The following is a 13,216-nucleotide window of genomic DNA, read 5'->3' on the forward strand; positions in this document are numbered from 1 at the left end:
TCAGCCGGTCGGGCACTGCGCGACCGCCGCGCGATTGCGCCAGTGTTCCAGCAGCTTGTCGAAGTCGACCTGCGGAAAGCCCTGCGGCGGGCGGGCATCGAGGATTCTCAGGATCATGGCGCAGCCTTCCCGGCGTTCCTCCAGCCAGAAATGCACATCGGCCAGATACATCATGGCCCAGGCATTTTCCGGCTCGAGCTCCAGCGCCCGGATCAGCACGGGGCGGGCCTCCTCATGCCGTCGGCCGGCCACCATGTAGCGCCCGTAGTCGGCAAACCGGCCCGGGCGACCCTGCGGCTTGCTGACGGCCTGCGCGAACCAGTAGTCGATGACCTCCGCAGGCTGGCCCAGTTCGGCCATGGCGACCGCGATGCCGTGATAGACATCGCCATCCTCCGGCGCAAAGCGCCAGGCCAGGTTGAAGCGGTTGATGGCGGATCCCGGCTGCCGCAGTCCGATCCATTTCCAGCCCAGCCGGATCAGTTCCCGCGCCGTGTCCAGATCGGTGTCCCCGTCGTGCTGCAGCTTCTCGACGAACTGCGCGTCCGCATCCTCCCGCGCGCCGCTGCGCTCGGCACAGCCGAACAGGGGCCGGGCATCGCCGGGCAGCCGTTCGTCACCGAAGGCAAACGCCGGATGTTCCTGGGCCAGACAGGTCTCGCGCCAGGAACGCTCCTCCGCATCAGCCGCCGCGCCCAGTGAAAGCACGGCCAGGGACGCCAGCACGAAACCTGCAATGACGCCCCTCACAGGCCCAGCACCGCCTTGGCGATGACGTTCTTCTGCACCTCGTTGGTGCCGCCATAGATGGTCGATGCGCGCTTCAGCAGATGCTCCGGCATCACCCCGTCCGCATGGGCCGGGCCGACCGGGGACACATTGCCCTGCCAGTTCAGCGCCGTGTGGACATAGGGCGCACTGTAGTAGCCGATGGCTTCCACCATGGTCTCGTTGATCGACTGCTCGATCTCCGTGCCCCGGATCTTCAGCATGGAGGATTCGGCCCCCGGCGGGCGACCCGCGGCGGCGTCCGCGAGATTGCGCAGGTTGGTGACCTCCAGCGCCGCAAGCTCGGTCTCGATCTCCGCCACCTTGCGGCGGAACGCCGGGTTCTCGATCAGGCGTCCGCCACCATCGGCCTCAGCGCCCGCCATCTCCTTCAGCTGTTCCAGCCGCCCCTTGGAGCGACCGACCCCGGCAATACCCGTCCGCTCGTTGCCCAGCAGGAACTTGGCGCAGGTCCAGCCCTTGCCCTCCTCCCCGATCAGGCAATCCAGCGGCACCTTCACATCGTCCAGGAAGACCTCGTTCAGATAGTGGTAGCCGTCCATGGAGACGATGGGCTTCACCGTGACCCCCGGCGTGCGCATGTCGATCAGCAGGAAGGAAATGCCTTGCTGCGGCTTCTCCGCGGTTGGATCGGTGCGGACCAGCGTGAACATCCAGTTCGCCCGGTGCGCGCCGGACGTCCAGATCTTGTGGCCATCGACCACATAGTGATCCCCCTCCCGCCGGGCCTTCGTCGCCAGTCGCGCCAGATCCGACCCGGCCCCGCGCTCCGAATAGCCCTGGCACCACCAGTCCTCCGTCGAGAGGATGCGCGGCAGGAACCGTTCCTTCTGCGCCGGTGTGCCGAAGGTATAGATGACCGGTCCGACCATGGTGATGCCGAAGGGGATGATGCGCGGACAGTCGGCGCGGGCGCATTCCTCGTCGAAGATGAACCGCTGTGCGGCGTTCCAGCCGGTGCCGCCATATTCCACGGGCCAGCCGGGCGCGATCCAGCCACGCTCGTACAGGATCTTCTGCCAGCGCAGGTAATCGTCCTTCGGCAGGTAGGACCAGCCGATGCGGGCACGCTCCCGAATGTCGCTCGGCACCTTTTCCCGCAGGAACGTCCGCACTTCCTCGCGAAAGGCGATCTCTTCCGAAGTGAAAGACAGATCCATGTTCCCGATCCTCCCCGATCATCTGTATGTCGCCGGGCGCAGACAGACCGTGCGCGGGCGGGAAACATTCATAGCGCAAGCCCGGGCCGGGCGAAAAGCCCTCACGGGTCGCGCAGCGCCGCATCAAGGCACGCGACGGCCTGCGCGATCCGGGCCGCATCGAACCCGGCAAAGCCCAGGATCAGTCCCTGGCGGGGCGGCTCGGCGACATAGAAGGGGCTGAGCGGGCGCACGGTCACACCGGCAGCCGCCGCCCGCCGGGCCGCCGCCACATCCGTCATGCGCGCGTCGAGTGCCGGTGTGGACCAGGCAATGGCGTGCATGCCGCTGTCCACCTCCTGCAGGGTCAGCAGGTCGGCCATACGTTCCATTGCCACGGCCAGCGCCCGATAGCGCTGACCGTAGAGCCGTCGCATGCGCCGCAGATGGGTCGCGAAACCGCCACTGGTGATGAACTCCGCCAGGGCCGGCTGCGCAATGATGGATGTGGCCGGTGCGCGGACCCGCAGGGTCGCGTGAAACCGGTCGAGTGTCCGCAGCGGCACCACCAGGTAACTGATGCGCAGGGACCGGAACAGGACCTTGGAAAAGCTGCCGAGATAGACCACGCGCCCCTCACGATCCAGGTTGGCCAGGGCCTCCAGCGGGCTGCCGCGGTAACGGTACTCGCTGTCGAAATCATCCTCGATCACGAACCGGTCCGCGGCCCCCGCCCACTGCAGCAGCGCCAGTCGGCGGGGCAGCGTCATGGTGACCCCCAGCGGAAACTGCCGCGACGGGGTGACGACGATCCCCCTGACCTGATCGCCCTCCGGCAGCAGGTCGGTGCACAGCCCCTCCGCATCCACCGCGACATGCTCCACCGTCTGCCCCGCCTCGGCCAGCACCGCGCGCATGTCCTGATAGCCGGGATCCTCCATCACCACCGTGGCCTGGCCGGGAAACAGGGCAGCCAGCACCAGCCGCAGCGACTCCGCCGAGCTGGAGGTGATGATGATCTGGTCCGGCATCACATCCAGCCCGCGCCAGACCTTCAGATGATCGGCGATGGCTTCGCGCAGCACCGGCAGGCCGAAGGGATCGCCACGCTCCAGATGTGCGGGATCCAGACTTTGAAAGCCCCGCTGCAGCAACCGGCCCCACTCCCTGCGTTCCACGGCGCCGAGGTCCGGCACCATGTGGGCCAGCGGACGGGGGGGTTCCGGGGCGGGCAGCGGCCCCCTTCCGGGCGTGCCGGCGCCGCGCGCGACCGTCGCGCCCGTCAGCAGTTCCGGTACCAGTTCCGCCACGAAGGTGCCCGCCCCGCGGCGCTGCTCGACATAGCCCTCGCTCTGCAACTGGTCATAGGCGGCGACGACGGTCGTGCGGGACAGGCCCAGTTCCGCGGCAAGGTCACGGCTGGAGGGCAATCGCGTCCCGGAGCGCAGGCGCGCATCCAGGATGAGATCCCGCACCTGATCGTAGAGTTGCATGAAGACAGGCCGGGCGCGGGACCGCTCCACACTGATGGTCAGCAGGGCGGCCGGGGTGGTCAGCAGGGACGCGGGCGGGAGGTCGGGCATGAATTGGACTGGCAGATTTACTGTGAATTGGCACTTTCTACCATGCCAATCGAACGCTATCCAGCAACGGAACGGCCACCCAACCGATGGAGAGATGACATGGCACGCGAGACCAAGGCCCCCAGTGAACGGACCCGTGTGAAGCGCCTCAACGAGCGTGCGGTCTATGACCGGCAGGGCATCGACGCCATTCTGGATGCGCAGCCGCTGTGCCACGTCGGATATGTGCGCGACGGCCAGCCGTTCGTGACACCGACGTTTCAGTGGCGCGAAGGGGATCATGTCTACTTCCACGGCTCCTCCGCCAGTCAGGCGCTGCGCAACGCAAGGGATGCCGACGTCTGCCTCACGGTTTCCTGCTTCGACGGTCTGGTGCTGGCGCGTTCCGGCATGCACCACTCCGCCAACTACCGTTCGGTCATGATCCTGGGCCGACCCACGCTGATCGAGGACCCGGAGCTCAAGAGCACGCTGGTGAACAACTTCATCGAAGGGCTGTTTCCCGGTCGTGTCGAGACCCTGCGCCCCAACAATGCGCAGGAGATCAAGGCGACTTCGGTGCTGTCGCTGCCGATCAGCGAGGCATCGGCGAAGGTACGTACCGGCAACCCGGTCGATGATGAGGAGGACTATGCCCTGCCGATCTGGGCGGGGGTCATCCCGCTGCACACCGCGGTCGGCACACCATACGACGACGGGCGTGTGCTCGACGGGGTTGAAGTACCGGATCACGTGCTGAATTTCGGCAAGAACCTGTTTTGACGCCGGGATGGGCCGGTACGAAAACCTCCACTGTACCGGCTCATCTGCATGCTTACCCCATGACACCCATCACGCAGGCAGCGTTCGACAGCCATTGATGATCATGATACCACGGGCGTGGAACCGCGCGGGGTAGCAATCATGGCCGGGCATGCTGCGGATGAACTGGATATCCGAGATCAGCAGCTGAGAGATCTGTACACCTACTGGCAGAAGATGCGAGGGGACAGGCGAATTCCGTCCCGTTCAGCCTTCGATCCGGTACAGGTTCCCCGTATTCTGCCCAATCTGATCCTGCTGGACGTGGAACCGGACACCGGGCGGCTGGCCGTGCGGGTCCTGGGCACGCGCGTCGCAACCGTCTATGGCAAGGACTATACCGGTCACTATCTGGACGAGGTCTATTTCGGCGACAATACCACCAGTGTGCTGGAAGACTATGGCACCTGCGCGCGGGAAGGCATACCGGTGCTGGGGGAGCGCAACTTCCGCAATGTCAGGGATGTCGTCTATCGCATGGAGCGGCTGATCCTGCCGTTCTCCGACGATGGCGGGGTGGTCAACAAGCTGATCTCCGGCCTGCATTTCATCGAGCTTAACTGACCCCGGGACGACCAGTGATGAGCAATTCCGCGCCAATCGAGATCGTGGCCACGCGTGGCGGCGTGGTCGAGAGTACGCATCAGGTCCATGCCGTCATCGCCGGCCCGGACGGCGTCGCGACGCATGTCTTCGGCCAGGCCGACAGGCCGACCTTCCCCCGTTCGGCGATCAAGGCCATGCAGGCGCTGCCGCTGGTCGAGAGCGGTGCGGCGCGGGCATATGGCCTGTCGCCTGCAGAACTGGCACTTTCCTGCGCCTCCCACGAAGGCGAGGAATTCCATGTCGGTGCGGTGGGCGCGTGGCTGACACGCCTGGGCCTGACGGAGGAGGCGCTTGTCTGCGGGCCGCAATGGCCGCGCCGCTTCGATGACCAGGCGACGCTGATCCGCGAGGGCCAGCAGCCGGTGCGCCGCCACAACAACTGCTCCGGCAAGCATTCGGGCATGCTGACCACCGCGCTGCACCTGGGCGATCCGGTGCGCCACTATCAGGACCGGCGGCATCCGGTCCAGCAACGGATCTTCGCTGCCATCGGCGAGATGGCGGACGTCGACCTGTCCGACACGCCGTTCGGCATCGACGGCTGTTCCGCGCCCAACCCGAACCTGCCGCTGTCGGCGGTCGCGGTGGCTGCAGCACGACTGGCTGAAGGCGATACGGGGCGGCTTGGCGCGACTCGGGCAGAGGCGTGCCGCACCCTCTGTCATGCCATGCAGGCCCACCCGGAGATGATCGGCGGGACGGAACGCGTGGATACCGACCTGATCCGTGCCTCCGGCGGGCGCATCCTGTCGAAGACCGGGGCGGAAGGCGTCTACGTCGTCTATCTGCCGGAACGGAAGCTCGGCATCGCGCTGAAGGCGGAGGACGGGGCGTCCCGTGCCTCGGCTGCGGCCCTCTGGTCGGTGCTCGATACCCTCGGGCTGCTGGATGACGGAATCCGCACGGCCATGACCGGCCATTGCCGCCCGCCGCTGCGCAACTGGGACGGGCTGGTCACCGGGCAATTGCTGGACGCGCGGGAACTCTGACCCCCTGCCATCGCACCGGCATATCCGGCCCGCATTCATGCGTGCAGACGAGTCCCCGCGCAGAAGGTAGGTTCGCAACCAGGACTGCTGAAGGGGAGGGCACGCCATGGCCACAGAGGCAAAATACGGATTCACCGAAGCCGACATGCTGGAAACGCCGCTGTCGTTCCGCGACGGACTGTTCGCGGGCAAGACCGTTCTGGTCTCCGGTGCCGGCAGCGGGTTCGGCAAGGCCATGGCCATCGTCTTCGCCCGGCTGGGGGCCAGCCTCTACCTCTGCGGCCGCAAGCAGGAGAAACTGGACCGCACGGCGGAGCTGATCGCCGGGCTGGGCCGGGACGTGGAGACCCGTGCGCTGACCATCCGCGACGCGGAAGCCGTCGACGACATGGTGGGCGCAGCCTTCGAGCGGTTCGGCGGCCTGGACCTGCAGATCAACAATGCCGGCGGCCAGTTCGCGCAGGACGCCATCGACTTCTCCGTCAAGGGCTGGAACGCGGTGATCGACACCAACCTGAACGGCACCTGGTACATGATGCAGGCGGCGGCGAAACGCTGGCGCGACCGGGGCCAGCCGGGCAGCATCGTCAACATCACCGCCAGCGTTGATCGCGGCATCCCGCAGATGGCCCATACGGCGGCGTCCCGCTCCGCGGTCAACACGCTGTCGAAGACCGTGGCAACCGAATGGGCCCCTTACAACATCCGGGTGAACTGCCTCGGCATCGGCACGATCGCCAGCAGCGGCTTCGAGAACTACACCGACGCAGGACGCGAGACCTTCAAGGATTCAAATCCCATGAAGAAGGTCGGGGATCTCTGGGACGTGGCGGAGACGGCGGTCTTCGTCGGCGGCCCGACAGGCAAGTTCATGAACGGCGAGATCGTGCATGTGGATGGCGGTTCCCGCATGTGGGGCGACCACTGGGGTGCGGGACGCCCGGCCTACTTCGAACGCTGAGACGAACCGGATACCCTTGCTTGAACTCCTATCTCTCCTTCATCGCCGCCAACCGGCGCTTCCTGTCGTTCGGCGTCACGGCGGCGTTCCTGTCCAGCTTTGGCCAGACCTTCTTCATCGCCCTGTTCGGCGGGGCATGGCGGGCGGAGTTCGGGCTCAGCCACGGTGACTTCGGGACGCTCTATTCGCTGGGCACGCTCTGCGCCGGACTGACGCTGATCTGGCTGGGACGGAAGATCGATCATGTCGATCTGACCCGCTACACACTGATGGTCTCCGCCGGACTGGCGGCGGCCTGCCTACTGACCGCGATCGTTCCCTCCGCCATCTTCCTCGGCCTTGTCTTCTATCTGCTGCGCCTGACCGGACAGGGGCTGATGAGCCATGTCTCCATCATTGCCATGGCGCGCTACTTCGACCGCGCACGGGGCAAGGCGGTCAGCCTGGCGGCCCTGGGGCATCCGCTGGGGGAGGCCATCTTTCCCCCCATGGCGGTCATCCTGCTGGGTCTGATTGGCTGGCGCTGGACCTGGGGCGGCTTCGGCATCGTGCTGCTGGTCGGGGTGGCACCGCTGATGATCTGGCTGCTGCGCGGACAGGCGGAACGGGAGACGGCGCGACAGGCCGGTCTGACCGACGCGATGCAGGCAGGCGCCCGCCCTGCCCGGTCCCGCACCCTGTCGGAGGTCGTGCGCGACCCCGTCTTCTACCCGCAGGTCCTCGCCATGATGGCCCCGGCCTTCATCTCCACCGGCCTGTTCTTCCATCAGGTGCATCTGGCTGAGGTGAAGGGATGGAGCCTGGAATGGCTGGCGAGCTGCTTCGTCGGTTTCGCCATTGCCCAGGCCCTGTCCAGCCTGATCACGGGCAACCTCGTCGACCGTGTCGGCGGCATCCGCCTGCTGCCCTTCTACCTGCCGGCGCTGGGTCTCTCGGCGCTGAGCCTGATCGTCACCGACCATGCCCTGGGGGCGCTGGTCTACATGGTTCTGGTCGGCACCACCGCCGGTGCCGGATTCACCCTGATGGGCGCGGTATTCGCCGAGATGCACGGCACCGGCCACCTTGGCGCGATCCGCAGCCTGATCCAGGCCACGATGGTGATGGCCACCGCCGCGTCCCCGATCTGTTTCGGCCTGCTGCTGGATGCCGGGATCAGCTTCGACATGCTGGCGGCGGGCTGTGTGGGCTATGTCGCCGTCGGTGTGGTGATCCTCAGCCTGCTGCAGCCTGCCCTGCGCGCACGGCGCGACGCCCTCACCAGATAGCGTCACCGAGCAGCAGCGCCACGAGAAGTCCCCCGGCAACACCGGCAATTCCGGCAGCCACCGCCCAGCCAGCCGTCACCGAACCCGGCGTTTCCGCCGGTTTCACCTCGACCGCCTCCATCCGGTCGAAGGCCCGCTCCGCCCGCTCCAGCAGGCGCGGCACCTTCTCCACGATGTCCAGGGTGTCGGTGATGAACCCGGCGATCCGCGCCTCCGGTCCCAGGTTGTCCCGTGCCCAGCCCTCGATCACCGGCTGCGAGGCGCTCCAGAAGTTGATGTCCGGATCGATGCCGCGCGACACGCCCTCCACCGTCACCATGGTCTTCTGCAGCAGCAGCAGCTCGGTGCGCGTCTCCATGGCGAAGGTCTCGGTCACCCGGAACAGCTGCGCCATCAGCCGCCCGATGGAGATCTCGCTGACCGGCTTGCCACGGATCGGCGCACCGATGGAGCGGCAGGCCTGCGCGAAAAGATCGACGGAAGTCTCCGGCGGCACGTAACCGGCGGCGATATGCACCTCAGCCGCACGGCGATAGTCCCCGGCGATGAAGGACCCCAGCATCTCCGCCATGAACAGTCGGGTACGGTGGTCCAGACGCCCCATGATGCCGTAATCGACGGCCACCACCGTGCCGTCCGGATCGACGAACAGGTTCCCCTGGTGCATGTCGGCGTGAAAGAAGCCATGCGCCAGGCTCTGGCGCAGGAAGATGCGAATGACGCGTTCCGCCAGCGCCGGACGGTCAATCCCGGCGGCATCCAGCGCCGCATTGTCGCCGATGGGCACGGACTCGATCCGTTCCATGGTCATGACACGGCCTGCCGTGCGTTCCCAGTCGATCAGCGGCGTGCGGAAGTCCGGGTCCTGCTGGAAGACCTCCCCCATCTCGTCGGCGGCGGCGGCCTCCAGCCTCAGATCCATCTCCAGCGCCACGGACTGCTGCAGGGTGCGGACAATGTCCACGGGACGCAGCCGTTTCAGTTTCGGGTCGGCGCGCTCCGCGATCCGGGCGAGCCAGAAGAACAGGTCCATGTCCTGCTGCAGCTTCTCCTCGATGCCGGGGCGCAGCACCTTGACGGCGACCTTCGCGGGGCCTTCCGGGGTGGCGACGGTCGCGAAGTGGACCTGGGCGATGGAGGCGGCGGCGACGGGCTTGCGCCCGAAATCGACGAAAAGATCCTCCAGCGGGTGTTCCAGTTCGCTTTCGATGGTCTGGCGGGCCTCATCGAAGCTGAATTCGGGCAGCCGGTCCCGCAGCCGCCCCAGGTCATCGGCAATGCCTTCGCCCAGAAGATCGGCGCGGACGGAGAGCGCCTGCCCCAGCTTGATGAAGGATGGCCCCAGATCCTCCAGCGCCGCGGCCAGCCGCTCCCCCGGTCGCCGGTCGCGATTGCGCCGCGACCGTCCCGCGAACAGCCGCGCCAGACGCAGCACCAGCGGGGGGGCGTCCAGCCGCTCCAGCGGGAACAGGGCGTCATGCTTCTGCAGGGTCCGCGCAATGAAGACCAGCCGCGCGACATAGGTCAGGCGTCTGATCATCCGCTAGATTCGCCAGCCGCGATGGATGGCGGCGATTCCCCCCGTCAGGGCATCGAAACCGACCCGTCGCAGTCCCGCGTCGCTGATCATGGCCGCAAAGTCATCCGGTGCCGGAAAGCGGCGGATGCTCTCCGCCAGATACTGATAGGCGTCCGGGTCGTCGGCGATCATCTTGCCGATGCGCGGCATGGCCTGGAACGACCATGCGTCATAGAATGGCTTCAGCGCCGCCGCCGAGACGGTGGAGAATTCGAGGCAGAAGAAACGCCCGCCGGGCCGCAGCACGCGGCGGATCTCCCGCAGCGCCAGGTCGATGCGGGTCACGTTGCGGATACCGAAGGCGATGGTGACCGCGTCGAACTGCGCATCGCCGAACGGCAGCGCCTCGGCGTCACCCACGGTCCAGTCGATGCCCCGGAACAGGCCCTGATCCAGCAGCCGGTCGCGCCCGACCTGCACCATGGAAGGGTTGATGTCGCACAGCGTCACATGGGCCGCGCCATCGGTGCGGCGGTGGATCAGCCGCGCGATGTCGCCGGTGCCGCCTGCCAGGTCCAGCACCTTCTCCCCCGCCCTGGGACGCAGAGCGGTGACGAACCGGTCCTTCCAGATGCGATGCACCCCCAGCGACAGGACATCGTTCATCACGTCGTAGCGTGCCGCTACGGAATGAAAGACCTGCCCCACGAGCCCGGCCTTCTCCGCCTCCGGCACCTCCCGGAAGCCGAAGGAGGCCATGGATTCACCATCGCTGTTTCGTGTCTCGACCATGCGGCGCACCATAGCGGAGCCGCCGGGGCCACGCTACAGTGCCCCCCATGCCGGAGCTTCCCGAAGTAGAGACCGTTCGTCGCGGGCTGGACCGTCGCCTGACAGGGCGGCGCCTGACCCATGTGGCCGTGAACCGGCCGGACCTGCGCTTCCCGCTGCCCCCCGATCTGGGCGTACGCCTGACGGGCCGCCGGGTGGAGGCCATGCGCCGCCGCGCCAAGTACCTGCTGTATGATCTGGACAATGGCGAGACCCTGATCGGCCACCTGGGCATGTCGGGGCGGATGCATATCCATGATGCCCGCCCCAACAGTCAGCAGCCGCACGAGCATATCGTCTTCACCGTCGATGACGGCACGGTGGTGATCTTCCAGGACCATCGCCGCTTCGGCTATTTCGATCTCTGCCCGACCGCCGCGCTGGACGATCACCGCTTCTTCCGCGATCTGGGACCGGAACCGCTGGGCGACGCCTTCTCCGGCGCCAGCCTGTCCGCCGCCATCGCCACGAAGCGCACCCCCATCAAGTCGGCCCTGCTGGACCAGCGCGTGGTCGCCGGGCTGGGCAACATCTATGTCTGCGAGGCGCTGTTCCGCGCCGGTATCTCCCCCACCCGGCTGGCCATGACCGTGTCCGGCCGCCGCGCCGCGCGCCTGGTGCCGGAGATCAAGGATGTGCTGACGGAGGCCATCGCGGCCGGCGGATCGACGCTGCGCGACTATGTTCAGGCCTCCGGCGAGCTTGGATACTTCCAGCATGACTTCCGCGCCTACGGGCAGGAGGGGAAGCCCTGTCGCAAGCCGAAGTGCCGTGGCACCATTGCCCGGATCGTCCAGTCGGGGCGTTCGACCTTCCACTGTCCGGTGTGCCAGCGATGAAACAGGTCCCGCTGATCCTTCTGTCCCTGATCCTGTTCGCGGGCAGCGCCCTTGGCGAACCCTGGCTGGACCAGCTCGAGATTCCGCTGGCGGAAGGGCTGGTGGAGGATGACGCGGCGGGTACGGTCTTCGAGACCGCCACGGGCCGCGTCGTGGTGGTGGAGGCGCGCGGCGATGTTGCGGCGGCGACAGTGGAGCAGTACTACGTGCGGGTGCTGCCGGAGCTTGGCTGGCGCGCCATCGGGGCAAACCGGTTCCTGCGCGATGGCGAGGCGCTGACCCTTGCCGTCACGGCCAGCGACGGGGAGACACTTGTGATTTTCCGGCTTTCGCCCGAGGGCTGAGCCAGACCGAACAGTCAACTGACACGACCATGGGGAGACCTGAAGATGAGCTATGGATGCATCCTGACCGACACGCGCGGTCCCGTCGGCCTGATCACGCTGAACCGGCCGGACGCGCTGAATGCGCTGAACAAGCAGCTGATGGACGAACTGTCCCAGGCGCTGGACGGCTACGAGGCGGATGACGCCATCGGCTGCGTGGTCATCACCGGCTCGGTCAAGGCCTTCGCCGCGGGCGCCGACATCAAGGAGATGCAGCCCAAGTCCTACATGGATGCCTACAAGGAAGACTTCATCACCGCGAACTGGGAGCGTGTCACCCGCTGCCGCAAGCCGGTCATCGCGGCAGTGAACGGCTACGCACTCGGCGGCGGCTGCGAACTGGCGATGATGTGCGACTTCATCCTGGCCGGCGACGGTGCCAAGTTCGGCCAGCCGGAGATCAACCTGGGTGTCATCCCCGGCTCCGGCGGCACCCAGCGCCTGACCCGCTTCGTCGGCAAGTCGAAGGCCATGGAGATGGTGCTGACCGCGCGCATGATGGACGCCGAGGAGGCCGAGCGTTCCGGCCTGGTGAGCCGCATCATCCCCTCCGACGATCTGGTGGAGGAGGCGCTGAAGGTCGCCACCCGCATCGCCGAACTGTCCCGCCCGTCCGTCATGATGGCCAAGGAAGCGGTGAACAAGGCCTACGAGAGCATGATGCGCGAAGGCGTGATGTTCGAACGTCGCCTGTTCCACTCCCTCTTCGCCACCGACGACCAGAGCGAGGGCATGGCCGCCTTCGCCGAGAAGCGGAAGCCGAAGTTCACCCACAAGTAGGCTGCAGGGAACGGGTGCCGCCGGATGTGCGGCACCCCACCCCACTCGCGTCAGAGCGCGTCGATGTCGCTGATCGCCCAGGTCTCGCTGGCCGCGCGTTCGGACCATTCACGCATCAGCGGATGGTTCATCACGGCGGCGCAATAGGCTGTCGCCTGCGGATCCAGCGGTGCGCCATAGCTGACGAAGCGGCTGACCACGGGCGCATACATGGCGTCCGCAGCGCACCAGTCACCGAACAGGAACGGTCCGTCGTCCCCGGACCCTTTCGCGCCGAAACGCGCCCGGCAGTCGGCCCAGATGGCGCTGATCCGGGCGATGTCCGCGGCGACGGCGGCGTCAGGCGCCAGTGCCGGCCCCTTGCGTTTCAGGTTCATCGGCCAGGCCCCGCGCAGGGCCTGGAATCCGGCATGCATTTCCGCCGAAACCGACCGCGCCACCGCGCGGGCCGCCGCATCGGCGGGCCAGAGACCGGCATCCGGTGCCTGCTCCGCGCAATATTCCGCAATCGCCAGACTGTCCCAGACGGTCAGACCGTCCACCACCAGCGTCGGCACCTTGCCGGAGGGTGAATGCTTCCCGATCGCGGCAGCCGTGTCAGGTGTGCGCAGGGGGATGACGATCTCCTCCACAGCCAGTCCCGCCTGGCGGACCAGCAGCCAGCCGCGCAATGACCAGGACGAATAGATCCGATTGCCAAGCACCAGGGTGGCCATCCCGAACTC

Annotated in this window: 14 protein-coding genes; 8 read left to right on the forward strand and 6 right to left on the reverse strand. The window is 66.9% G+C overall.

From position 1 onward, the window contains the following. From QGV55_RS17495 to QGV55_RS17505, 3 genes are all read right to left on the reverse strand, one after another. Nucleotides 1–750, reverse strand: a complete 750-nt coding sequence (locus QGV55_RS17495; protein ID WP_281019353.1) for a hypothetical protein — start codon at nt 748–750, stop codon at nt 1–3. Continuing rightward, nucleotides 747–1,949, reverse strand: a complete 1,203-nt coding sequence (locus tag QGV55_RS17500) for an acyl-CoA dehydrogenase family protein (RefSeq protein ID WP_281019352.1) — start codon at nt 1,947–1,949, stop codon at nt 747–749. The genes QGV55_RS17495 and QGV55_RS17500 overlap by 4 nt, the downstream gene beginning before the upstream one ends. A gap of 101 nt (nt 1,950–2,050) precedes the next feature. Then, nucleotides 2,051–3,511, reverse strand: coding sequence for a PLP-dependent aminotransferase family protein (locus QGV55_RS17505; RefSeq protein ID WP_281019351.1), 1,461 nt, complete (start codon nt 3,509–3,511; stop codon nt 2,051–2,053). Between the two features lie 99 nt (nt 3,512–3,610). Between QGV55_RS17505 and QGV55_RS17510 the strand changes: the two genes are divergently transcribed. The 5 genes from QGV55_RS17510 to QGV55_RS17530 all read left to right on the forward strand — a co-directional run bounded on the left by QGV55_RS17510 (nt 3,611) and on the right by QGV55_RS17530 (nt 8,136). Continuing rightward, on the forward strand, nt 3,611–4,273 hold the full coding sequence (locus tag QGV55_RS17510) for a pyridoxamine 5'-phosphate oxidase family protein (protein ID WP_281019350.1): 663 nt from the start codon (nt 3,611–3,613) through the stop codon (nt 4,271–4,273). A gap of 141 nt (nt 4,274–4,414) precedes the next feature. Beyond that, nucleotides 4,415–4,876 (forward strand): PAS domain-containing protein, encoded by a 462-nt coding sequence (locus QGV55_RS17515; protein WP_281019349.1) that lies wholly within the window; start codon nt 4,415–4,417, stop codon nt 4,874–4,876. Nucleotides 4,877–4,893: 17 nt separating this feature from the next. Next, nucleotides 4,894–5,907, forward strand: coding sequence for an asparaginase (locus QGV55_RS17520; RefSeq protein WP_281019348.1), 1,014 nt, complete (start codon nt 4,894–4,896; stop codon nt 5,905–5,907). 106 nt (nt 5,908–6,013) lie between these two features. Continuing rightward, entirely contained in the window at nt 6,014–6,868 is an 855-nt protein-coding gene (locus QGV55_RS17525) for an SDR family oxidoreductase (RefSeq protein WP_281019347.1), read from the forward strand. A gap of 20 nt (nt 6,869–6,888) precedes the next feature. Beyond that, entirely contained in the window at nt 6,889–8,136 is a 1,248-nt protein-coding gene (locus tag QGV55_RS17530; RefSeq protein WP_281019346.1) for an MFS transporter, read from the forward strand. On the opposite strand, the gene ubiB is transcribed toward QGV55_RS17530, so the two are convergent. Then, on the reverse strand, nt 8,126–9,676 hold the full coding sequence (gene ubiB / locus QGV55_RS17535) for a 2-polyprenylphenol 6-hydroxylase (RefSeq protein WP_281019345.1): 1,551 nt from the start codon (nt 9,674–9,676) through the stop codon (nt 8,126–8,128). The two genes, QGV55_RS17530 and ubiB, sit on opposite strands and share 11 nt — an antisense overlap. Before the next feature lie 3 nt (nt 9,677–9,679). Then, entirely contained in the window at nt 9,680–10,447 is a 768-nt protein-coding gene (gene ubiE, locus QGV55_RS17540; protein ID WP_281019344.1) for a bifunctional demethylmenaquinone methyltransferase/2-methoxy-6-polyprenyl-1,4-benzoquinol methylase UbiE, read from the reverse strand. 47 nt (nt 10,448–10,494) lie between these two features. Here ubiE and mutM point away from each other — a divergent pair, with 47 nt between their 5' ends. The 3 genes from mutM to QGV55_RS17555 are packed head-to-tail and all read left to right on the forward strand — an operon-like array spanning nt 10,495 to nt 12,491. Then, on the forward strand, nt 10,495–11,325 hold the full coding sequence (mutM, locus tag QGV55_RS17545) for a bifunctional DNA-formamidopyrimidine glycosylase/DNA-(apurinic or apyrimidinic site) lyase (RefSeq protein WP_281019343.1): 831 nt from the start codon (nt 10,495–10,497) through the stop codon (nt 11,323–11,325). Then, nucleotides 11,322–11,669: a hypothetical protein gene (locus tag QGV55_RS17550; protein ID WP_281019342.1), complete on the forward strand. Its 348-nt coding sequence runs from the start codon at nt 11,322–11,324 to the stop codon at nt 11,667–11,669. The genes mutM and QGV55_RS17550 overlap by 4 nt, the downstream gene beginning before the upstream one ends. Before the next feature lie 45 nt (nt 11,670–11,714). Continuing rightward, nucleotides 11,715–12,491 carry an enoyl-CoA hydratase gene (locus tag QGV55_RS17555; RefSeq protein ID WP_281019341.1) on the forward strand — a complete coding sequence of 259 codons (777 nt, stop codon included), beginning with the start codon at nt 11,715–11,717 and terminating at the stop codon, nt 12,489–12,491. Nucleotides 12,492–12,541: 50 nt separating this feature from the next. Here QGV55_RS17555 and QGV55_RS17560 read toward each other — a convergent pair whose 3' ends face one another. After that, a complete protein-coding gene (locus QGV55_RS17560) occupies nt 12,542–13,207 on the reverse strand; it encodes a glutathione S-transferase family protein (RefSeq protein ID WP_281019340.1) in 666 nt (221 codons plus the stop codon). Between the last annotated feature and the right edge of the window lie 9 nt (nt 13,208–13,216).

The sequence above is a fragment of the Minwuia sp. IMCC3009 genome (genome assembly GCF_029909415.1).
Taxonomy (GTDB): domain Bacteria; phylum Pseudomonadota; class Alphaproteobacteria; order Minwuiales; family Minwuiaceae; genus Minwuia.